General features: G+C 34.0%; 17 protein-coding genes and 1 pseudogene. 8 read left to right on the top strand and 10 right to left on the bottom strand.

Annotation, left to right across the window (positions count from 1 at the left end; genetic code table 11):
- Nucleotides 1-53: 53 nt before the first annotated feature.
- From EKL95_RS10830 to corA, 5 genes are all read right to left on the bottom strand, one after another.
- Nucleotides 54-956, bottom strand: a complete 903-nt coding sequence (locus tag EKL95_RS10830) for a LamG-like jellyroll fold domain-containing protein (protein ID WP_126462993.1) — start codon at nt 954-956, stop codon at nt 54-56.
- A 17-nt stretch (nt 957-973) separates the two neighbouring features.
- Entirely contained in the window at nt 974-2,428 is a 1,455-nt protein-coding gene (locus tag EKL95_RS10825) for a RagB/SusD family nutrient uptake outer membrane protein (RefSeq protein WP_126462995.1), read from the bottom strand.
- 4 nt (nt 2,429-2,432) lie between these two features.
- A complete protein-coding gene (locus tag EKL95_RS10820; RefSeq protein WP_126562456.1) occupies nt 2,433-5,441 on the bottom strand; it encodes a SusC/RagA family TonB-linked outer membrane protein in 3,009 nt (1,002 codons plus the stop codon).
- A 239-nt stretch (nt 5,442-5,680) separates the two neighbouring features.
- Nucleotides 5,681-8,425, bottom strand: coding sequence for a histidine kinase (locus EKL95_RS10815; RefSeq protein ID WP_126562458.1), 2,745 nt, complete (start codon nt 8,423-8,425; stop codon nt 5,681-5,683).
- A 383-nt stretch (nt 8,426-8,808) separates the two neighbouring features.
- The gene (gene corA / locus EKL95_RS10810; RefSeq protein ID WP_126562956.1) at nt 8,809-9,879 is read right to left on the bottom strand and encodes a magnesium/cobalt transporter CorA; all 1,071 of its coding nucleotides are present in this window, start codon (nt 9,877-9,879) and stop codon (nt 8,809-8,811) included.
- A gap of 330 nt (nt 9,880-10,209) precedes the next feature.
- Here corA and EKL95_RS10805 point away from each other — a divergent pair, with 330 nt between their 5' ends.
- Nucleotides 10,210-12,771, top strand: a complete 2,562-nt coding sequence (locus EKL95_RS10805) for a zinc-dependent metalloprotease (RefSeq protein WP_197037198.1) — start codon at nt 10,210-10,212, stop codon at nt 12,769-12,771.
- A 172-nt stretch (nt 12,772-12,943) separates the two neighbouring features.
- Here the strand turns inward: EKL95_RS10805 and EKL95_RS10800 are convergent.
- A pseudogene (locus EKL95_RS10800) lies at nt 12,944-13,146 on the bottom strand (rhodopsin); the annotation flags it as partial.
- Nucleotides 13,147-13,306: 160 nt separating this feature from the next.
- Here EKL95_RS10800 and EKL95_RS15460 point away from each other — a divergent pair.
- Nucleotides 13,307-13,729: a Brp/Blh family beta-carotene 15,15'-dioxygenase gene (locus EKL95_RS15460; RefSeq protein ID WP_126564212.1), complete on the top strand. Its 423-nt coding sequence runs from the start codon at nt 13,307-13,309 to the stop codon at nt 13,727-13,729.
- Nucleotides 13,730-13,773: 44 nt separating this feature from the next.
- Here the strand turns inward: EKL95_RS15460 and dnaK are convergent, their stop codons facing one another.
- Nucleotides 13,774-15,660, bottom strand: a complete 1,887-nt coding sequence (dnaK, locus tag EKL95_RS10790; RefSeq protein ID WP_126452530.1) for a molecular chaperone DnaK — start codon at nt 15,658-15,660, stop codon at nt 13,774-13,776.
- A gap of 381 nt (nt 15,661-16,041) precedes the next feature.
- Between dnaK and EKL95_RS10785 the strand changes: the two genes are divergently transcribed.
- The 4 genes from EKL95_RS10785 (at nt 16,042) to EKL95_RS10770 (ending at nt 18,557) form a co-directional block, all read left to right on the top strand.
- On the top strand, nt 16,042-16,218 hold the full coding sequence (locus EKL95_RS10785) for a histone H1 (RefSeq protein WP_126452532.1): 177 nt from the start codon (nt 16,042-16,044) through the stop codon (nt 16,216-16,218).
- A 239-nt stretch (nt 16,219-16,457) separates the two neighbouring features.
- Entirely contained in the window at nt 16,458-16,895 is a 438-nt protein-coding gene (locus tag EKL95_RS10780; protein WP_126463004.1) for an acyl-CoA thioesterase, read from the top strand.
- 181 nt (nt 16,896-17,076) lie between these two features.
- Nucleotides 17,077-17,655 carry a cytochrome b/b6 domain-containing protein gene (locus EKL95_RS10775; protein WP_126562957.1) on the top strand — a complete coding sequence of 193 codons (579 nt, stop codon included), beginning with the start codon at nt 17,077-17,079 and terminating at the stop codon, nt 17,653-17,655.
- A 221-nt stretch (nt 17,656-17,876) separates the two neighbouring features.
- A complete protein-coding gene (locus EKL95_RS10770; RefSeq protein ID WP_126463008.1) occupies nt 17,877-18,557 on the top strand; it encodes a haloacid dehalogenase type II in 681 nt (226 codons plus the stop codon).
- A gap of 117 nt (nt 18,558-18,674) precedes the next feature.
- Here the strand turns inward: EKL95_RS10770 and EKL95_RS10765 are convergent, their stop codons facing one another.
- The 3 genes from EKL95_RS10765 to EKL95_RS10755 all read right to left on the bottom strand — a co-directional run bounded on the left by EKL95_RS10765 (nt 18,675) and on the right by EKL95_RS10755 (nt 21,531).
- A complete protein-coding gene (locus tag EKL95_RS10765) occupies nt 18,675-19,160 on the bottom strand; it encodes a hypothetical protein (protein WP_126564211.1) in 486 nt (161 codons plus the stop codon).
- A gap of 245 nt (nt 19,161-19,405) precedes the next feature.
- Nucleotides 19,406-20,986 carry an NADP-dependent glyceraldehyde-3-phosphate dehydrogenase gene (locus EKL95_RS10760; RefSeq protein WP_126564210.1) on the bottom strand — a complete coding sequence of 527 codons (1,581 nt, stop codon included), beginning with the start codon at nt 20,984-20,986 and terminating at the stop codon, nt 19,406-19,408.
- A gap of 233 nt (nt 20,987-21,219) precedes the next feature.
- Nucleotides 21,220-21,531 carry a rhodanese-like domain-containing protein gene (locus EKL95_RS10755; RefSeq protein WP_126463014.1) on the bottom strand — a complete coding sequence of 104 codons (312 nt, stop codon included), beginning with the start codon at nt 21,529-21,531 and terminating at the stop codon, nt 21,220-21,222.
- A gap of 272 nt (nt 21,532-21,803) precedes the next feature.
- On the opposite strand from EKL95_RS10755, the gene EKL95_RS10750 reads away from it, so the two are divergent.
- Nucleotides 21,804-22,430, top strand: coding sequence for a Crp/Fnr family transcriptional regulator (locus EKL95_RS10750; RefSeq protein ID WP_126463016.1), 627 nt, complete (start codon nt 21,804-21,806; stop codon nt 22,428-22,430).
- 68 nt (nt 22,431-22,498) lie between these two features.
- Complete coding sequence (locus EKL95_RS10745; protein WP_126463018.1) at nt 22,499-23,287, top strand: sulfite exporter TauE/SafE family protein; 789 nt, start codon at nt 22,499-22,501, stop codon at nt 23,285-23,287.
- Nucleotides 23,288-23,310 lie beyond the last annotated feature (23 nt).

Genomic DNA, 23,310 nt, shown 5'->3' with positions numbered 1-23,310 from the left:
TAATAGTTTTAAAATAAACCCCTAGTTTTAGAAATCTAGGGGTTAATAGTCTTTTATCTGTTGTCTTTTTCTAATTTATATAAAGCGACAACTTCATTGTCAGAAAGAGCTGCGTTATAAATTCTAAACTCATCCATTAAACCGGTGTAATTCAACATCCAACCATCTGGAGCGTTCCATGGAGCACCTAAATGTTGCTGGAATCCACCAATAATGAACTTTGAAACATTCGAACTGGCAAGATCACCATAGCCAACACCCCCGCTAAGAGGATCACTTGCATATCGCTTGGCAATTGAAGCAGGTAAATTCAGTTTTTGTCCATCAATGTACATACTGTAAGTAGAACTAACTCCACTGTAAGCCCATACAACATGTTTCCATGTTCCAAACATATTTGTTAGAACATTAGCACCACCATGCTCTATAAACTGCCCAGACCATGCAATACTGGGTGTCACATCTTTTTGAAGATGATTTTTCATTAACATAGTAGTTGCCGGACCAGTACCTTCTATTAATGAGAAAATGTTCCCCCAAAAATCTGTTGTTTTTGGCAACATAAATAATGATTGTGCTCCTCCGGAGTGTGGATTTGTATTGATCCACATAGAAACAGTAATACTTTTTAAATCCACCAAAGAACTTGCCACTGCGCTGTAAGCAATAAAAGAATTTGAAGATCCTTGATATGCCTTTCCTTTGATTCCGTTTCCATAGGTCACATTTTTCCCTACCCCGCCTGTTATTCCATTTTTTGAATCTGTAATACTGTTCTCAAAACTAAATTTGGTAACTAAATTAGCGGCAGCAACGTTATCTGAATTTTCATATCCACCAATTGCCTCGTAAGCAATTGGTGTATTGACTTTATCTATACTATCCTCGTTACAGCTCACAAAAAATTGTGAAGCCAAAACAGAAGCAAATAAGAAAATATATTTATTTTTTTTCATTTTACAGTTCTTTAAAATTAATACCCTGGGTTTTGTGTTGACAATCCGCCTGATTGTATAATAAAAGCTTGTGGCAATGGAAACAATTCATGTTTACCTGCAACGAATGTTTTTCCATGAATAGCAAATGCGGTTACTGCTTGTCCCGTACGAACTAAATCAAAAAATCTATCGTGTTCAAATGCCATTTCAACTCTTCTTTCTTTCCAAATTGCAGTTCTCACATCACTTTGAGATAGAGCAATTGTGTTGCTTAATCCAGCTCTTGCTCTAATTTGGTTCAACAAAGAAATCGCTGCAAGAGTTTGATTCAATTCATTTAGCGCTTCGGCTTTCATTAATATAACTTCGGCATATCTCAAATATTTAATATTCACATCGGTTTCCCAACCATCTGTGAAAGCAGATGAATACGCTTTGTAGTTGTATCTTTCATTTTCAACAGTAACTGGTACAACTCTACCATCATATAAAGTGGTACCTCTAAAAATGATTGTTGCATTTTTTCTACTATCGCCTGTTTCATAAGCATTTACTAAACTTTGGGATGGTGTATTGAAGCCCCAACCCCATCCACCATTACCACGAGCTCCTTGCGTATTGGAATATCCTGAGATTCCTTTGGCAGGAACTGAACCTGTGCCTTGAATTTCAAAAATAGATTCAGCATCATTTTCTCCAGCTAATCTAAACATAGAAGCATAATTTGGAACAATAGCATATCCTGTAATCAAATTACAGTTGTCCACTACTTTCTGCCAGTTTTTTTGGTACAAATTTATTTTTGCCAATAAAGCGTAAGCAGCTCCTTTTGAAGCTCTTCCTTTTTCAGCAGCCGCATATTCGGATTTGTTTGGCAATGCCACAATAGCATCATTCAAATCACTTTCAATATAAGCATACACTTCTGCTCTAGATTTTCGTGTTAATTGCATAATTCTATCTTCATCAGAAGAAGGGTTTGGCAAATGATCAATAATTGGAACACCTCCATAGGTTTTCACTAAAGTGAAATACATAAAGGCTCTCAAAAACTTTGCTTCTCCCATTAATCTGGTACGTAAAGCAGGATTAGCTTTGTCTAATTGAGGAATAATACTTAATGCTTGATTGCATCTGTTAATTCCTTCATAATTAGCTGCAAAAACCTCACTTGTTGATGGCGTTGAGGCATTATAGGTTAAGGCATCCATTAAATCTTTATCGGAACCAGTATCTCCTGGAGACGATCCTTTGTCAGCATCATCAGAGGCAATACTTGACAACCCAATCCAAGAAAAGGAAGTCATGTTCCAATCTAAAAACTTACTGTAGATGGCAGTTACAAAAGTGGCAGCTCCTGCATCATTATTGAATAATTCTATGTCTTTTGTAGAAATAGATTCTGTTTGATCTACCTCTAAATAGTCGTTTGAACATCCCGAGAAAAAGTATGCGGATAGCGCAAAAATTGATATATATATCTTTTTCATTGTATTAAAATTTTAAATTAGCACCAATAACTACTGATCTTAATGTTGGATATGCATCCAACTCAATACCTTGCGTTCCATAAGGATCTCCATTACCATTTAATTCAGGGGAGAAACCTGAGAATTTTTGAGTAATAAGTGGATTTATTGCATTTACATATACTCTACAAGAAGTTAAAAATTCTCCTTTCAAAGGAATTTTGTATCCTAGAGTAATATTATTGATTCTAAAGAAATCCCCCGATTCTAAATAATAAGTTGACGCTACCGGAACTTGATTAAACGGTCCAGGATTTGAGGCAGTAGTATTGTTTACTGTCCAAAAATCTGTTGCCAGTGAATCTTCGATATTTTCTCCTGTAAAACGTTGTGCTTTTTTACCGTTATACACTTTTGCTCCAGAGGTACCGTATCCGTCCACTGAGAAATCAAAGTTTTTATAGTTCATCCCTAAAGTAACTCCGTATGTTGAATTAGGTAAAATAGAACCAACGTACTTTTTATCTGCATTAGCATTTAAAGCATCTTGAGTCACTTTGGCTCCTGCTGCAGTGTAGTATAACATTTTACCATTTGTAGCATCAAAACCCGCATATTCATAAATATAAAAACTACCCAATGGTTTTCCTACAGAAGTATTGTCTAATAGTTTTGTCCATTGTCCATTTCCTAAATCTCCACCTGTAATTGGGGCAAGTGTAGCATCTTTTAAACCTGTCAATTCATTTTTGTTGTTAGAAAAATTTCCTCCAACCCAGTAACTCAAATTATCCGTTAGTTTATCGTCCCAACGCAAAGCAATCTCATATCCTTTATTAGAAACTTCTCCCACATGTGCCGGTGAAGAATTGCTGATTCCAGAAGTAATATAAGGTCTTGTGTTTAAAATTACATTTGTAGTCGTTTTATCGTACACATCAAATGATCCTTTCAATCTGTTAGTCAATAATTCAAAATCTAATCCTGCAGAAGTTTCTTCGGTGATTTCCCATGATAAACTTGGATCTACTTGTGAATTGATAGTAGTTCCTTCATTCAATAGGGAACCTCCTAAATAATAAGTAAGACCAGAACTATATGCTTGGTTGTTAAGAGGAACATTTTGGTTTCCTAATTTACCCCAACCACCTCTTAATTTCAATAAGTCTATTCCTGTTGCATTGGCCATAAATTCCTCTTTGGTAATAACCCATCCTAAACCAAAGGCTGGAAAGGTTCCCCAACGGTAATCTTTACCAAAATTTGATGAACCATCCCGTCTGATTGTACCTGAAAATAGGTATTTATCCATTAATTTGTATTGAAAACGACCAAAATAAGAAGCTATTTTATTTTCATTAAAAACCTCATCTCTGTAATTAACAACTGTTCCTACATAATCAACACCCGCTAGTGACCAGTAATTTGAATTTGCATTTACATTTTTTCTGGCAACAGTCAATTGCTCTCTAGCACCCCTAACCGAGGTCTCGATACCAGCTGTTAGTTCAATATCATGAATTTCTGCAAAAACTTTATTGTAAGTCAGGTAGTTAGACAGATTCCAATTGAAATATTGATTTCTACCTTTAGTCAATAAATTAATATTTTTATCCGCTGGATAAGTAATACTGCTTAATTGTCCCGGATTATTATTGGATTGCCAAATTGTTTTAGTGTCTTCGAAATTGTAATTTTTCCAAGAATAATATTCCCCGTTAAATTGAGAAGTAAATTTTAATGATTTCAAAATATCATAATCTAATTTCAAACCCCCTTGTAAGGTTATGCTTCTTTGCTCTTCATCAAAATAGTTTAATTGTGCTACAGGATTTCCTACGTTATTAAAAGAAGAACCGGCAGTCCCGGCAAAGCCGTTAGTACCAACATAAGAAACTCCATATTGACCATTTGAAAAACGAACTGGAACGATTGGTGATTGTTTGTAAGCGTTAGTAAAAGCGCTTAATGGTTTTGGAGTAGAATTTGCTGAACCAAAACTAAAATTTTGATTTAAAGTTACTTTTTTAGAAATTTTAATTTCATTATTGTTTCTAAAAGTGGTCCGACTGTAATCCAATCCGTTAAGAATTGCTTTTTCCTGATAATTTCCTAAACTGAAGAAGTATTTAATATTCTCCGTTGCACCAGAAACCGAAACGTTATTTTGAGTATATGAACCTGTTCTGGTAATCGCATCAAACCAATCGGTGTTAATGGGTTGATCTTGTGAAAAAGTAGTGGTTTGCAAAGCAGAATTCGAAAAATGAGAGTACTTATTACTTCCTGCCATTTTTACTTTTTTCAAAGGCTCTCTAAAACCTGTGAAGCTTTCAAATTCTACTGTAACTTTGTCTCCTTTGCCTTTTTTGGTTGTAATAATGATTACACCGTTTGCAGCTCTAGTTCCATAAATTGCTAATGCAGAAGCATCTTTTAAAATTTCGTATGAGGTAATGTCATTCGTATTAATGTTATTGATATTCTCCGTAGGCATACCATCTACAAGATATAAAGGAGTACGTCCGCCTAATGCAGTACCCAAACCCCTAATAATTACGGAAGGAGTGCTTCCCGGTAAATCAGAAGAAATTACCTGAACACCCGCAGCTTTACCTTGAATTGCTTGTGAAGCATTGAGTACTTTAGTTTTAGAAATTTCTTCTGCTTTCAGCGAAATTATTGAGGAAGTATTATCAATAATTTTTCGAGTTCCGTACCCTATAACAACGACTTCATCTAATTGTGTATCCTGATCTTCTTGAAGTACAATACGCATCAGGTTTGATGTAGCTACAGTAGAAGTTGGTTCAAAACCTAACATAGAAATTTGTAAAATTTCACCTATTACAGCTCTAATTTCAAAATTCCCATCAAAATCAGTAATTGCATTCGTTTTAGAATCAACTGCAACTATAATACCACCTGGAATTCCGATGCCATTTTTATCTGCTACTTTTCCCTTAATTACTTGTCCAGACATGTATGCCGGTAGTAAAATAAGTGCTAAAAAGCTAAAAATAATATTTCTCATATATTAATAATTTGTTAAAGTTAGTTGAGCCAAATTAGATAATTACAACGTTATAGTTAGTACAACAGAGTTACTACATAAATACATCAAAAAATAAAAGTAGCGAAACAAATCAATGATTGAAAGCTGTTAATAAGGAAAACGGGTATTGCAATAGATGTATATGATGTAGTAATGATGTATTGTGGTTTCTAAAAAAACAATACATTAAATATAGTATCTATAAAAATAGAAGGTATTTATATGTTTAACAAAAATTTAGAAAGGTTTTCTTCCTGATTAAGATTTAATTTTTTTCTTAGGCGATACCGTTGCAACTCAACTCCTCTAAATGAAATGTTCATCATTGGAGCAATTTCTTTAGAAGAAAGATTCATTTTTAAGTAAATACAAAGTTTAATATCCTTAGAGGTAAGGTTGGGATATTTCTTTGCTAGCTTGACAATAAATTCATTGTGAATCTGATTTAGGTTGTTCTCAAAAGTCTCCCATTCATGTTTATTCACGGCATTTATTTTTATGGCTTTTTTGATGTCACTTTTTAGTTTATTAAAGTCCGATTCAGAGTCTAAAATACCTTGAATACGTTCTATCATTTCACTTTGCTTTGCTATAGAAAGTGACTTACCGGCAACCTCAGATGACTTTGTTTGCAATTCAAGTTCCAAAATGTGCTTTTCATATTCTTGAATATTCAACTTGTTTTGGGCTTTTAATTCCATTTCCAGAATTTTATTTTGATGTTTTAACTCCTCATCACGAAACTCTAATTTTTGAACATATCGTATTTTATTCCACTTATAATATAGGTATAATATTGTGCTTATCACAATAAGATACAACGAGATCATCCAAAAAGAAAAATACCAAGGCTTAGCCACAATGAATTGAAAATTAGAAATTGTAGTATAATTCAGTCCATCATTCCCGTAAATAGTAACACTATGGTCGCCACTACTAAGGTTATTCAAAACAATCAATCCCTCCTTGATAGGTATAAAACGAGACGTGTTAGTGGTTTTATAAAATAAATTTGGCTTTGCCGCTCCAAATTTTCCAGATATTACATGTATCTTCAACTCTGAATTATAATTTATCCGCGATTTATTGTGAATCAAACTATCTTCACTAAAAGCTTCTATTTTTATATTCGTATTTTGTTTTTTTTCTTGTTTTAACTGAAGTGAAATAAAACCATCGTCAAGATTTAATAAATAACTTTCTTTATTTTTAAAAATTTTCAAATTGTCATTGATAATCTTTCCTGAGTAATATTTTTCCTGAATAACATTCCAGACAAATTTATTTGCATTGGCATAAATATGATACAAAAGACCACTCTGAAGTACTATAAAATGATTTTCGTCAATAGTGGCAATATTAGAAATATTTTTGAAATTAGAATTGAATAATTTATCTTTCTCGAGTTGATTCGTGATTGAATTATAGGTATACCAAGACTTATTTATCAGAAAAAGAATTTCATTTCGGAATTCAAATATTTTCACGCCAAAATCATTACTAATTTTGCTGCGTTGGGTAACATTTTCAATCGCAGTAGTTTCATAGGCATCATTATACAGAATGCGGTACAAACCTCTGTTGTTATCGGCTGCCCATATTTCATTTTTCCTATTTTGAGCTACATATTTAATTGGTTTTACTAATCCTTTTATACTTTTCTTTTGATTCAAATCATCAATATCATTATAAATAATTACGCCGCTATATGTTGCTTGCAAATACGAATTATTGATACTGCTTTTTGCTACATTCCACCCCCCGTGTACAGCACTTAATTTATAGAACAATCCTTTCTCGTAAACAAAAGTGCCTTCGTTGTGACCTATCAGGTATTTGTTATTAATTTTACTGATATTCCATGCCTGCCCTTCAGTATTGGGAACTATAGAAAATTGATTGCCTTCTAATTTAAAAATACCATGATTGGACGCCATCAGATAACCTTTGTCTATAGTAGCGACAGAATATACAGAGCCTAAAACGCCCGAGTTATCATAGAAAATAGATATTGGCGAATTGACCTCAACATGGGCAATTCCATTATCCAAGCCAAGCCATAAATCATTTTCTTTGTCCAACCCCATACTCAAAATCGAGTTGTTCATCAGGACATTATTTCTATTAATGTTTTTATAGGAATTGGTTTTTAAATCAAACAGATAAACCCCTTTACTGGCAGTTCCAATAACTAATTTATTGTTTTTTATAAACGCAGCTGCATTGATATTAGCCGTTTTCAAAATAGTGTTTAAAGGGTTTTTCCAAGTACTCAAAACGCCTTTATCATCAATGTAAACCCCATTTTTTTTAGTAAAAATATAGGTTTTGTTTTGGAACTTTCCTATAGCATGAATCACATTATTTTCTAATATAGACCATCTTTGAATTTTTTCAAAAGTGGAATTATTCATTTTATAGATTCCGTTTTCTACTGAAGCAACGAGCAACTGATCGTCTACTACGAAACAATAAGAAATCAAAAAAGAGAACTTTTCCTTCTTGATTGCTTTTCCATCATACAGAAAAATCCCATTAAATGATTGAAAATAAATTTTTCCTTTGAACTTAAATATCTTCCAAATTTCTTCATTATCACTATCTTCGAAAACCTTCGTTTTATCAGAAAGTGAGACATACAACATCTTCCCTTTTTTTCTGTACCAATACCCGAATTCTTTATAAGAACCCGAATAAATCCTGTCACCATCTACCAGTATCGAACGGATAATCGTTTTGTTGGGCAGTGTGTATTTCTCCCATTTCACACCATCATATCGCAACAAATAATAATTATTAGCAAAGTACATTGCGTCATCATTTCCTTGGGCTACATTCCAAATCTGGTTGTCGCCTTTATAATCTGATTTGTTATAATTTTCCACAAAAGGAAGTAGCTCCTGAGCAAAAAGTTGGGATGAAATTAAAGATAAAAGGATTATTATTGTAATTTTTACTTTCAAAACGCGGCATTTTTATCTCCAAATATAGATAGATTTCTTAAATAAAAGGCATAAAAAAAGCGTCTGAATACAGACACTTTTTTGTGAACGGCGAATTTTCTTAATTCTTCAATAATTCAAATACCTGATTGGCCAATGACTGTTTCTATGTGATTGTCAATCCACCTTCTTCGAAATCCTCAACAATGGCCTGAAACAACCCCCTTTTGCAGTTTTACCAATCAATATGCTCATCAAGCCCAAAGTTATAATTTACTTCCCGCTATTTTGTTCCGTTGTTGCAATATAAATGGCTTTACTCATTTTTTGATATTTGTATTCATTCCAAAACAAATTGGAGGTCATATTGTTATTTAATATTTTTTTGTAATACCCTTTTTATATTAAAACCACTGGCGTTTTTTAAAATATATAATCATCCCTATTACGATCAAAAACATAGCTCCCATAACGGTATGATAGCCATATTGGTATTTAAGTTCCGGTAAATTTTCAAAATTCATTCCATACACACCTACAATAAATGTAAGCGGAATAAAGATTGCTGAAACAATAGTCAGTGTTTTCATAATCTCATTCATCTTATGTGTTTGTGCCGAGAAAAAAAAATTAGAAGCACTTTCTAATGACCCCATATCCGATTCTATTTGTTCTAAAAGTTCCAGGCTCTTTTGATGCAATCGTGCAAAAAAGCTAAAATTCTCTTTTTCTATCGCATTAAATACATTATCATCTTTGATGCTCTTTATATTGTACAAAGAATCTCGAAGCGGAACTATAGAGCGCTTCAAAAAATTGAAATTATCCCTGTGTTTTTCAATTTTTTCTAAGATAATTGGGTTGGTACTTTGTTTTGAAAGGTTGATGAGTTCCTCTACTTTATCTTCTTCGTTTTCTATGGTGATGTAAAAATTTTCCATAATGGCATCTAAAAGAATGTACAACAAGTAATCCGTTCTTTTGCTTCTTACAATGCCGGAATGCGTCCGAAGACGTTCGCGAATATGCGTAAAAAAGTCACTACGCTTTTCCTGAAAGGAAATTAAGATCCCATCTTTGATCAAAAAACTAATCTGCTCTACACTTATATTATCAGAATTTCCTGTCGGAAGTAATGATTTTATATTAAAAAACAAAACATCTGACAATTCTTCAACTTTAGTTCTTCGTGTAGTATTTAAAATATCAGCTAAAATGAAGGTATCTATTTTGAAATAATTCCCAATAGATTTTATGTATTCAATATTACTTAGACCGTGTAGATTAAGCCAATTATTTTTTTGCAGATCAATATATTTATCAAAATCCGAAACTTTGAAATCATCATACTCTGACAGCATTAAATCATCATAAACAAACAATTGTATTTCCGATTTATAGTCCTTATGAATCCCGGTATATTCTAAATTGTTGGGTTGTAGTTTTCTACTTTTCTTATATTTAATTTTTCTCATACAGCGTCATTTGTATCGTAATATTACGAAAATATTTTAAAAAAAAATCACTCCTCACTACTTTTACAGCTGCTGAAAAGGAAAAAAATATTTTTGATTTATTCATTATAAAACAAAGATAAGGCGAAAAAACACATCCATTCATGAGAAAAAACATATTGTGATATTAAAAAATCTTATTATTTAATAAATGTTAATTATTCGATTTTTGTACATTATTGGTCTGTTTTTAAAAATATATCAATAGATTTGGATTTCGATTGTAAAAAAGAAAAAAAAACTACTTATTTACAAAAGCTAATCCTTAACCTTTATAAAACATTTAACTAAATGCTAAAAAAAAAACTAACCCTAATTATTGTATGTCTGCTGTTTTTTTCCGTCCAGGGAACATTTGCCCAAAGTAAGAAAAAGAAAAAAGCAGATAAAAATGCCGTTACAGCAGTTGACACCAAAGTAGCTGATGCCAAAAAAGAACCTAAACCCTATAAAAAAGTAATTGATACTAGTGCCGTTACTCAAAAAGGATTAATTGATGTTCATAAAATAGACAATAAGTATCTTTTTGAAATTCCTGATTCTCTATTAGGGAGTGAAATGATGACCATAACCCGATATTCTAAGACTCCTGCCGGAGGAGGAATTTTTGGCGGAGAAGAAATCAACAGACAAGTCGTTCGTTGGGAAAAAGGACTGAACAACAATATATTGTTGAGATCAATCACTTATGTCATTATGTCTCCAGATGAAGACAAACCAATGGCTAAAGCAGTTAAAAACTCCACTTCGGATCCAATTATTGGTAATTATGATGTACTTGCATACAAAAAAGATGATTCCGGAAAAATAACGGGCTATGTTGTCGATTTATCTACAACATTCGATGCTGATGTTCAAACTTTTTCATTAGATCCAATTAAGAAACAATTATTAAACATTCAAACATTTCAAAAAGACAAATCATTTATTTCAAAAATAAGTAGTTTTCCTATCAATACTGAAATAAGAAGTGTAAAAACATTTACCACTACACCACCAAAAATCAATACAACACCAACGCCAAAAATTGGAGTTGATTTACCTTCGGCTCTAGATGCTGGTGTACTCACTGTGGAAATAAATACATCCATGATTTTATTGCCAAAAACTCCCATGCGCAAAAGAGAATTTGATGCACGTGTAGGATATTTTGCCAATCAATACGGTGTTTTTGAGGAAGAATCCCAAAAGTCCGACACCAAAGTATTTGCTGTCAGATGGCGTTTAGAACCTAAATCTGCCGAAGATGCTCAAAAACAAAAAAATGGAGAATTGATAGAGCCTTTGAAACCTATTGTATATTACATTGACCCGGCTACACCAGAAAAATGGAAAAAATTCATCAAACAAGGAATTGATGATTGGCAAATTGCCTTTGAAAATGCAGGTTGGAAAAATGCCATTCGTGGAGAATATTGGCCAGAGAACGATCCAACTATGAGTTTAGAAGATGCTCGTTTTTCTGTATTGAGATATTTCGCTGCTGAAATTCAAAACGCGTATGGACCAAATGTTCATGATCCAAGAAGTGGTGAGATTCTGGAGAGCCACATTGGTTGGTACCACAATATCATGAGTCTTTTGAGAAATTGGTATTTGATTCAAACTGCGGCTGTAGATCCGGCGGCTAGAGCTAAGAAATTTGACGATAAATTAATGGGAGAACTCATTCGTTTCGTGTCTTCGCATGAAGTAGGACATACATTAGGCTTGCGCCACAATATGGGAGCCAGCTCTGCCACTCCTGTTGAAAAACTAAGAGATAAAGACTACCAAGAGCAAAACGGACATACTTCATCTATAATGGATTATGCGCGTTTTAATTATGTTGCACAACCAGAAGATGGTGTGACTAGTTTATTTCCTAGAATTGGAGACTATGACAAATGGGCTATTAAGTGGGGATACTCTTACTTTGAAGACACGAAAACGGAAGCAGAAGAGAAAGCTTTTTTGAATGAAATGACTAAGGAAGCCTACAAGAACCGTCGTTTATGGTTTGGGTCTGAAACCAGTCCCTATGATCCAAGATATCAAACGGAAGATATTGGTGACAATGCTATGAGAGCCTCTGAATATGGTATTAAAAATCTAAAAAGAATTTTACCCAATTTACTAGAATGGTCTAAAGAAGATGGTGAAAGTTATACTGAACTGGACGAACTTTATGGCGCACTTACCGGTCAGTTTAGAAGGTATATGGGTCATGTAACTAAAAATGTAGGTGGAATATATGATAGTCCAAAAACGTATGACATGACTGGCAATCAATTTGAAGTAGTACCAAAAAGCATCCAGAAAGATGCTGTAGCATTCTTGAATACCCAGTTATTCACCACGCCAAAATGGTTGTTGAATCAAGATATTCTTTCAAAAATTAACCCGGAAAATGGTGTCGAAGCAATCAAAGGAATGCAGGATGCCACCTTAAACAGCTTATTAGCCGGAGACCGAATGGTACGCCTTTTAGAAACCTCCTCGGTGAGTAAAGACAACTATTCTGTAGATGAATTAATAACCGATTTGAACAAAGGAATTTTCTCTGAACTGAAAAATAAAAATTCTATTGACATCTACCGCAGAAACATCCAAAAATTGTATGTAGACAAGATGATTGAATTACTAAAACCAGGTACGGCAAGCGTTAGATCTGTTCCGGTAGGAGTTACTTATGGTTTCACCACCAGAAAAGTCAATCTGGCGCAAACGGATTTACCATCTATTGCTAGAGGTCAACTGAATAGTTTAAAAAATGAATTGAAATTATCTACTTCTAGAATGTCAGATCGAATGAGCAAATACCATGTTCTCGATTTAATTTCCAGAATAGGAGAAGCTTTAGATCCTAAATAATAAATTAAAAAGGGAAAATATTCAAACAACATTTTCCCTTTTTTTGTTAAATGTGACTTTAATGTAATGTATCTTGTAGAAACGCACGGCAGTACGTCTATACGTGATAAATAACAATAATGATAGAATTAAATACCCGACTTATTTAAAAAATAGGTCGGGTTTTTTGTTTCATGTATCCTAATGGATATATTGACCAGCCTACAAGTACAAACCAGCACAATATTCTGTGTGCTTTTTGAATTTCTCCACCTGTAGCAACAGCTAATTTTGAAGCTTCTCCTAACCTGATTTCATACACAATTCAAAATAAGCAAGTCCGAAAATGAAGTCCCATAGCGCTACACAATCGGTAAATACAACCTCGCCAAAGTACTATTCCAATTCTCTTATGGATTCTTTATTTTAGTGTTGCTGTTTACTTTTCACTCTGAGGAGGTACAAAACATTATATTAAACATCACAAAAATCAGTATTCCTATTCTATACATTTGGCTATCCTTACAGATTTCAGGTTCCTTATTTATAGCTATCAGTGTTTATTTGTATTGGAAATCAAAAAAAACGCCTAGAACTCTTTTATTTAGTACTATTTGCTATCCTTTTTAAATTCTCGAGTCTGATCTGGGGTTTTGCCATTTATTTTGTCTTGTGGCACAGTATTCCTTCTATAATTAACCAAATAAAGTTTTCAAATGGTTCTTGTTTCGTAAGCAATTTTATTGCATATTGCCCTGTAGCAGGCGTTTATTGGTTGGTTTCACTAGTAGAAATGGCACTTTTGTATTTTACATTTAAAGAAGAACAACTATTCAATACTTTATTTTTTTCTTTTTTGGCTGCCATAACATTTCCTCATACTTTAGTTATCACAAGAATGTTTCGTGGTAAAAAGGAGAATAAAATTAAAATCAATGTCCATAAAAAAACCGTTCACCAAAGGCGAACGGTTTTCTAAATCAATAATAGAGACGCAATAAATCGCGTCTCTACGAGAAATAATTATTTTACTTCTTCAAATTCAACGTCTTCAACATTGTCACCTTGAGCTGCTTCACCTTCTGGTTTAGATGCTGCTTGACCTTGTTCTCCTTCAGCATACATTGCTTCAGTTGCTTTTTTCCATGCCGCATTGATATTGTCAAGAGCCGTTTGAATTGCAGGAATATCTTGAGATTGGTGCGCCATTCTCAATTCAGTCAATGCGTATTCTACAGCTACTTTATTATCATCAGATAATTTAGCACCAAGTTCTTTCAATTGTGTTTCAGTTTGAAAAATCATTCCATCTGCTTCGTTCAATTTTTCAGCTCTTGATCTAGCGATTTTGTCAGATTCTGCGTTAGCTTCAGCATCTTGTTTCATTCTTTCGATTTCTTCAGATGTTAATCCAGAAGAAGCTTCGATACGAATATCGTGAGATTTTCCTGTTCCTTTGTCCGTTGCAGAAACTTTGATGATACCATTAGCATCAATATCAAAAGTTACTTCAATTTGTGGAACCCCTCTCGGTGCTGGTGGAATACCGTCTAAGTTAAAACGACCAATCGTTTTGTTATCAGCAGCCATAGCTCTTGCTCCTTGAAGAACGTGTAGTTCAACTGTTGGTTGAGAATCTGCTGCTGTAGAGAAAACTTGAGATTTTTTAGTTGGGATAGTTGTATTAGACTCAATAAGAGTTGTCATAACACCACCCATAGTTTCGATACCTAAAGACAAAGGTGTAACGTCAAGTAACAATACATCTTTTACATCTCCAGAAAGAACTCCACCTTGAATAGCTGCTCCAATGGCTACAACTTCATCAGGGTTAACTCCTTTAGACGCTTTTTTACCAAAGAATTTTTCAACCTCTTCAGCAATTCTTGGCATACGAGTAGAACCTCCTACAAGAATCACTTCGTCAATATCAGAAACAGATAAACCTGCATCTTTTAGCGCTTTAGCCACTGGTGCCATAGAACGTTTTACTAATGAATCAGTCAATTGCTCAAATTTAGCTCTTGTCAATTTTTTCACTAAGTGTTTTGGTCCTGAAGCTGTAGCGGTTACGTAAGGCAAGTTGATTTCAGTTTCAGCAGAAGAAGACAATTCAATTTTTGCTTTCTCCGCAGCTTCTTTCAAACGTTGTAATGACATTGGGTCAAGACGTAAGTCAATCCCTTCTTCCGTTAAGAAATCAGCAGCTAACCAGTCAATAATTTCGTGGTCAAAATCGTCTCCACCTAAGTGAGTATCTCCATTTGTAGACAATACTTCAAAAACTCCGTCTCCTAATTCAAGAACCGAAATATCAAAAGTACCACCACCTAAATCGTAAACAGCAATTTTTTGATCTTTACCTTTTTTATCCAAACCGTAAGCAAGAGCTGCAGCTGTAGGTTCGTTAATGATACGCATTACTTTAAGACCTGCAATTTCACCCGCTTCTTTCGTAGCTTGACGTTGTGCATCATTAAAGTAAGCAGGAACAGTAATAACTGCTTCAGTAACAGTTTGACCTAAATAGTCTTCTGCTGTTTTTTTCATTTTTTGAAGTGTCATTGCTGACAATTCTTGTGCAGAGTATAAACGGCCATCAATATCCACACGTGGTGTATTGTTGTCTCCTTTTACTACTTTGTACGAAACTCTTTTTGCTTCAGCTGTAATTTCGCCGAAAGAATGTCCCATGAAACGTTTGATAGAAGCAATAGTCTTAGTTGGATTAGTTACCGCTTGTCTTTTAGCAGGATCTCCTACTTTAATCTCTCCACCTTCAACAAAAGCGATGATAGATGGTGTTGTTCTTTTTCCTTCTGCATTAGGAATAACAACAGCTTCATTACCTTCCATTACAGAAACACAAGAGTTGGTCGTACCTAAATCAATTCCGATTATTTTACCCATTTTAAATATATTTAATTTTATTGTATACTAGTTTTAATGACTCGAAGTCGATAAGTCAATCTTTGTGCCAATACAAAAGGGACTAATGAATTGTCAGTTTATGTTAAAATTGGCGTAAAAAAATCTGACAATATGACATCACAGAGAAGTTGTCATTATAACCGAAGTTGTCATTCTTGATCTCAGGAATACTGAGATTTCACTTCTTATTTATTGAATAATTAAAAAAAGCGGACGTAATTTTATTCAGTATTTATAAAAAAAGATATTTCTGACACATACAATAAAATAATGGTTTTCTAATGTTAATTTAAAACTCAAAACATCCCAATCTAAAAATCAAAATTCTATTTTAGCGCCTTAATTTAATACAGTACTATTATGAAAGATTTAGTTGCAAAAATCAACGCTGAATTCGAAACATTCAAAACAGAATCTGAGTCACTAACTGAGAAAGGTGTCAAAGCTGCTGGACCAAGAGCTCGTAAATCAACTTTGGAACTAGAAAAACTATTAAAAGAGTTTAGAAAAGTTTCTGTAGAAGAATCAAAAAAATAAATTACGCAGCAAGCATCAGCCCTTTGGATTTTCTGAAGGGCTTTTTTATTTAATAGAATTCTTTATAAATTAGGCTTCGCTATTCAATATTTTTAGTAGTGCTAAAAATATACTCCAACAAATGGATCTAATTTATAATTTCATTAGCTTCCTACTTGCTTTTTGTCGTACTTTTGAGTTTCAAAAAAACACAGTACTTCCTTGGTATCAAATCTTGGAAACATCTATAAAAAAAAACAATGACTTCATTTAGTAAAGAATTATCTTTTCGCTGGTCAGATCTTGACCCTAATTTTCATGTACGGCACAGTGCCTATTATGACTTTGGCGCACAACATCGTATCGAAATTCTGGAAAGTCTTGGTTTGACCATTAAGGTGATGCAGTTGCAAGGCTTTGGCCCTATTCTTTTTAGGGAAGAATGTGTTTTTAGAAAAGAAATAAAGCTTTCTGACAAAATTTTTTTGCGCACCAAAACTTCAAAAGTAAATGCGGATGCTTCCCGTTGGTCCATTGTGCATGAGTTTATAAATGAGGACAACAAATTATGTGCAACTATAACAGTTGATGGCGCTTGGATGGATCTCAAACTTCGCAAACTAGCCTCTCCTACTCCAGAAATTGCGATTGAAGCCTTGAGTATTTTTCCTAAAAGTGATCATTTTACAGCACTTTAAAGAAAGAACGATTTATTGGCTGGTAAAAATAGGATAGTATCGTTGCTGTTTTTCTAAAACCATTCTTCATCGCCTTTCATTATATCCGTGTACTCTGAATTAATTTAAACTAAATTCTTTCTGAAATTGTATCGCAATTAAAACTGACTCCTAAACCATAACAACCCAATTCTGATAAATCATGAAATCCAGAAATTACTCCACCATTTACCGAATCATGCACTGGTCAATAGCCATTTGCATGACGCTAATGCTTATTACTATATTTCTTAGAATGACCTGGATGAACAAAAATAATGTCGCACTGATCATGCAAGAATATCTTTCAACCACAGATCAATCCCTATCCCAGGATCAGCTTATTTTGCTTGCTAAAAAAATAAGAAAACCCATGTGGGATTGGCACATATATATTGGTTATGCGTTAGTAGGGCTGTACAGCATCCGATTGGCGCTTCCCTTTTTTGGACAGATGAAATTCTCCAATCCCTTTTCCAAAGGATTAGCATTTAAAGAAAAAATTCACTATTGGACGTATTTAGTTTTTTATGCTTGCGTGGCAATTTCACTAATCACCGGTTTAATCATTGTTTTGGGTCCAGAAAACAGAAAGGAATCAATGGAAGATATACATGTCCTATCCATTTATTATTTATTGACCTTCATCGTAATTCACTTGGCGAGTATTTTCTTTTCTGAATTCACGAACCAACAAGGATTGATTTCTAGAATCATAAGTGGTTCAAAAAAGAAGAACTAAAACAAAAGATCTCTCAAAGAAATACTTAAAAATAGTATTTTAAAATCAATTTATTACTTCCTTTTGTCTAATTTTAAAACATGCCATTACACAATGATTGTTACTTACTATTGATCAGATAAAACCCGACAAAAAAATATAATTTCGATTAAAAAGTGATCCATTTGGCTTCTTTTATTATCGAACAAAATGAAAGCCCATATAAAACTAAATTAAAAATTATGACAGCACCAAAAGTAGTATTCTTTGATGTAAATGAAACCTTATTGGATTTAGGAGCCATAAAAAAAAGTATTGGTCAAGCCTTAGGAAATCGAGAAGATTTAACTGCCCTTTGGTTTACTACCATGTTGCACTATTCTTTAGTAACAACAGTTGGTGGTCAGTATACAGATTTTGGTACTATTGGAGCTGCTGCTTTAAGAATGGTAGCTGCGAATCAAGGTATTCTTTTAACAGAAGCGGAAGCTAAAGTAGCCGTAAGCAGTATAACCTCTTTACCACCTCATCCCGAAGTAAAAGAAGCGTTAGCAGCATTAAGAAATGCTGGTTATACATTAGTTGCCTTAACAAATTCATCAACCAAAGGCGTTGAAACTCAATTTAAAAATGCGGGCTTAACGGCATTTTTTGATCAAATTTTAAGTGTTGAAGAAGTAGGCAAATACAAACCAGATACTGCTGTGTATAATTGGGCAGCGCAAAAAATGGGAGTTAAACCCAACGAATGTTTGATGGTTGCAGCTCATGGTTGGGATATTGCAGGTGCAATTTGGGCAGGTTGGAGAGGAGCCTTTACGGCACGTCCCGGACAACAATTGTATCCTTTGGCACCATTACCTGAAATAAACGAAACAGATCTTCTAAAAATTGCCGAAAAACTTATATCCTTACAAAAATAACATAACATAAGTATCTCTTTACCACTTTGATTAAGAGATACTTATATTATTTAAATCTTGTTTGCAGGAATTGCCCTTTTGATATTTCAAGAAATACTTTTTACGCTGTTGAATTAATTATTTTTCACCAACACAATCAACACTTATAAATTTATATTTCACATTATCAAAATCTATAGGTACTCCTTTCACAAAATAAGAAGCTCCTAAATAAGTTTCGATTTTTCCATTACCTAAAATGAGTTCGTTCCCTTTCTTTAACATTGCCAATGGATTTTTATACGTTATTTTATCATAAGTTCCTTGAATAAACGAGTAGTCAGCAAATAATGTATCGCCTCGGAATTCGCCGTTGATTTTTCCAGTTTTTTTGGGCATGTTAAAAATCTTCATCACCATGTTTCCTGTAATTTTTCCGTTTTGCAAAGTGCTGATTTCTAAATCAATGGTATCTTTTTCAAACAAAGCTTTATAACACTGAACATTTATTGGCTTTTCAGCTTGGGTTCGGGCAGCATCTGTAGCGTTCAGATTTTTATTTTTTTTACAACTTTCGAACCCAAAGCAAGCTAACAGTAAACAAAAAAGGATTAGATTTTTCATGTAAGTAAATATTTAGTTAATAATTACACCTCAACAAGAGTATAAAGATAAAGTTTCTTTTTAAACTTTTTAGATAATTTCACCTAAATAAGGATTTGTCCATCGGGTATTAATTCTATAGACTCTACTATTTTATGGCGCTATTAGCACGCGATGTTTTGAAATATGTCGTTTAAAATTCTAAAATATATTTCAAAGAGGAATGTTAAGTCCAAAAAAAAACGGCTTTTTTTGATTATAAAAGATTATAAAATATAATCGGTATTAATAAAATTAGATTCTTTACTGCTCAATAATTCCTGTAAAATAGCATTGTTATAGGCATTGTCTTTAGATGCTACAAAGGTTCTAATTGAGAACGAGCGCAGCGCATCATGAATACTCAATGTTCCTACTGCTGAATCTTTTCGTCCTGTAAACGGGAGAACATCCGGACCTCTTTGGCAAGAACTATTCAGGTTTACTCTGCACACTAAATTCACCAAAGCATCAATAAGTGGTGCAATAGTTTTAATGTCTTTTCCAAACAAACTTACTTGTTGCCCATAATTCGATTCGGCCATATCATTCAAAGGTTCCTGAATGTCTTTGAAAGAAATAATAGGCACCACAGGACCAAATTGCTCTTCGTGATACACACGCATTTCTTTATTTACTGGAAATAAAACCGCTGGAAAGATGTAATTAGAATAATGTTGTCCTCCCTTTTCATTAATTATAGCAGCTCCTTTACTAGTAGCATCATCAATCAATTCCTGAATATAAGCTGGTTTTTCTTTTTCTGGTAAAGGCGTCAGAAACACGGAGGCATCCCACGGATTTCCAAAAACTAAGGCATCCACTTTGGCAGCAAAACGCGTATTGAACTCCTCAGCAATAGACTCATGCACATACAATACTTTCAAAGCCGTACAACGCTGTCCATTGAACGATAAAGAACCGGCAATACACTCTTGGATGGCCAAGTCTAAATCAGCATCCGGAAGAACTATCGCAGGGTTTTTCGCCTCTAAACCTAGGATCAAACGCAATCTGTTTTTATTAGGATGCTGGTCTTGTAATGCAATCGCTGAGGTACTGTTTCCTATCAAAGCCAAAATAGCTACTTTACCGGATTTCATTATTGGCGAAGCCACTTCACGTCCGCGACCGTATACAATATTGATGGCTCCTTTTGGGAAACTGCTTCTAAAAGCTTCTAATAAAGGGGAGATCAACAGCACACCATGTTTTGCCGGTTTAAAAATTACCGGGTTCCCCATGATCAATGCCGGAATGAGTAACGAAAAAGTCTCATTCAACGGATAATTATAAGGCCCAAGGCATAAAACAACTCCAAGCGGTCCTCTACGAACCATAGCGTTTACTCCCTGAACTTTAGAAAAATGAGCACTACGGCTGTTCAATTCTTTTAAACTGTCAATAGTATCATATATATATTCTACAGTTCTGTCAAATTCTTTTTCAGAATCACTCAATGATTTTCCTATTTCCCACATCAATAGTTTAACTACTTCTTTTCGGGTCGTTTTCATTTGAGTAACAAAGTTTTCCATACACTTTATCCGATCCGCCACTTTCATCGTAGGCCATAATCCTTGACCGTTATTATACGCTGCATTGGCTGCATTTACCGCTTCTAGAGCTTCCGTTCCCCCCATAGACGGGATAGAGCCTAAAATAGTTGGACCATATTCATCCGTAGACGAAATTGTTGAAAAAACAGGAGTTGTCTGACCGTTCCATTTTTTTAATTCTCCATCAATTAAGTACGTATCTTGATTTAATAAAGTGCTAATTTGAAATTCTTCTGGTATTACATTCATAAAAATAGATATTATATTTATAATTTGGCTCTGCCACGAAATCGGTATGCATTGCACTCTATACTGATTTGCAAAATAAAGACTTAATAATACCAGCATTAAAACATTACGTTAATTAAGCTTAATGGCAAAAAAGGGATTCCCTAAGTAGTGTGATTTCTAATTAAACCCACACAAAAAGTAGTAAAACCTGTAATTTAAATACTAAAAAGAGGTATTACCCTCTTTGCGTTTTATGGAGCTACTACTTCTCCATCCCATTCTATAATTCCGCCTATTAAGTTGTAGGCATTTTCAAAACCAAGCTGATTCATTATTTCGCATGCTTTTGCACTTCGCATTCCGGATCGACAATACACATAATACTTTTTGTTTTTGTCCAAAGCTTCTATTTCAGTTACAAAATCCTGGCCGCTGTGAATGTCAATATTGATGGCATTGGCAATATAGCCTTCGCTAAATTCATCTTCGGTTCTCACGTCTAGAATTACTGCATTTTCATCCGCTTCAAATTGAGAAATCCAATCTTCTTGTGTTAAATTCATAATGATGTTTTTTGTAAAAATACAACGTTTTTACCAAACAATAAACGTAACAATTGTTAATTAGATATTTTTATTGAAAAATCGTTTTCGCAAAACATTAAACATCAATAAACTAAAACCAAGGCTTGAATTCTTATTAAAAATAGTCTATTAAATCCATAGACAACAAGCCATAAATCAAAGATTTGTACACTGTTATAGTCTGAAAAACGGTCTGTTTTTTGAGTTATTTACACTACTTTTACAAGGCAGAATATAGAAAAAAAATAAAAATGCTTGATTCCATAAAAAAAATATTTCCTTCCTTTTCTACTGAACTAGTCAAAGATGTGGATGCAAATGCTGCGATCCAATCCTTCAAAACTGGTGATGTCATCATGCGCACCGGACAGTACATAAAAAATACTGTATTGGTAATCCGTGGAAAAATTAAGGTCTATCGCGAAGATGAAAATGGAGGAGAGTTTTTCATGTATTATTTGCAACCCGGTCAGGCTTGTGCCATTTCCATGATATGTGCCACCAAAAATGAAAAAAGCCAAATCATGGCTAAAGTCGTTGAAGATGTCGAACTAATCCTCTTGCCCTTACTCTTGATGGACAAGTGGATGATGCAACACCGCAGCTGGTATGAATTTGTAATTGATACCTACAGAAGTCGTTTTGAGGAGATTCTCGAAGTCATTGACAGCATTGCTTTCCGGGCGATGGATGAGCGATTGGAATTTTATCTAAAACGCCATGCCGATGTGTGTGGTTGTAAAGAATTGAAACTCTCCCATCAGGAAATCGCATCAGAGCTCAATACCTCAAGAGAAGTAATTTCGCGTTTGTTAAAAAAAATGGAGCAACGCGGCATTGTGGCCTTACACCGCAATAACATTGAACTGTTAAAATAAAATTTACGCCCTGAAGCGGTGCTTTTGTGCAACTATTTTTAAAATCAGAGCTTCAAAAAAATGTTACGATGGAATATTTAGGCTATTTTGCTTCTATTATTATTGGTCTTTCTTTGGGTTTAATTGGCGGTGGCGGATCCATACTTGCCGTTCCCATACTGGTATATCTCTTTAATATCAATCCGGAACTAGCCACCAGTTATTCGTTATTTATAGTCGGAATAACAGCTATGATTGGGAGCTACAGCCAGTACAAACTTGGTAATTTAAAAATAAAACCAGCACTTGCCTTTGCGATTCCTTCTCTCCTCTCTTTACTTTTTGTACGAGAAATTGTGTTACCAAAAATTCCGTCCGTTATTTTTACACTACACCATTTTGAAGTGTCAAAAAATCTTTTGATTCTCATTGTGTTTGCGTGTCTTATGATAGCCACATCCGTATCGATGATCAAAAAGGCAATACCAAAAAAAACTCTTCAAAAAGACAATTTCAGCAAGATAGCCCTCATTGGACTATTAGTAGGTTTTCTCACTGGTTTTCTAGGTGCCGGTGGTGGTTTTTTGATTATTCCAGCATTGCTTTTCTTTGCAAATTTACCTATGAAACAAGCTATTGGCACCTCTTTATTGATTATCTTTATTACTTCGTTAATTGGTTTTGGCGGCGATGTGTTAAACGGTATCAGCATCAATTTCAGACTACTTTTTACCATTTCGGCAATTGCCATCCTGGGACTGTTCATTGGTACCTATTTATCTAAAAAAATCGATGGCGCAAAACTAAAACCGGCTTTTGGTTGGTTTGTGTTAGCTATGGGAATGTATATTATTATCAAAGAATTTCTCCTGAATTAAATAAACAGAATGTAGCAATTGTT

The organism is Flavobacterium sp. LB2P53, from assembly GCF_003970305.1.
In the GTDB taxonomy this organism is placed as follows: domain Bacteria; phylum Bacteroidota; class Bacteroidia; order Flavobacteriales; family Flavobacteriaceae; genus Flavobacterium.
This window is presented reverse-complemented; position numbering and strand designations above follow the sequence as displayed.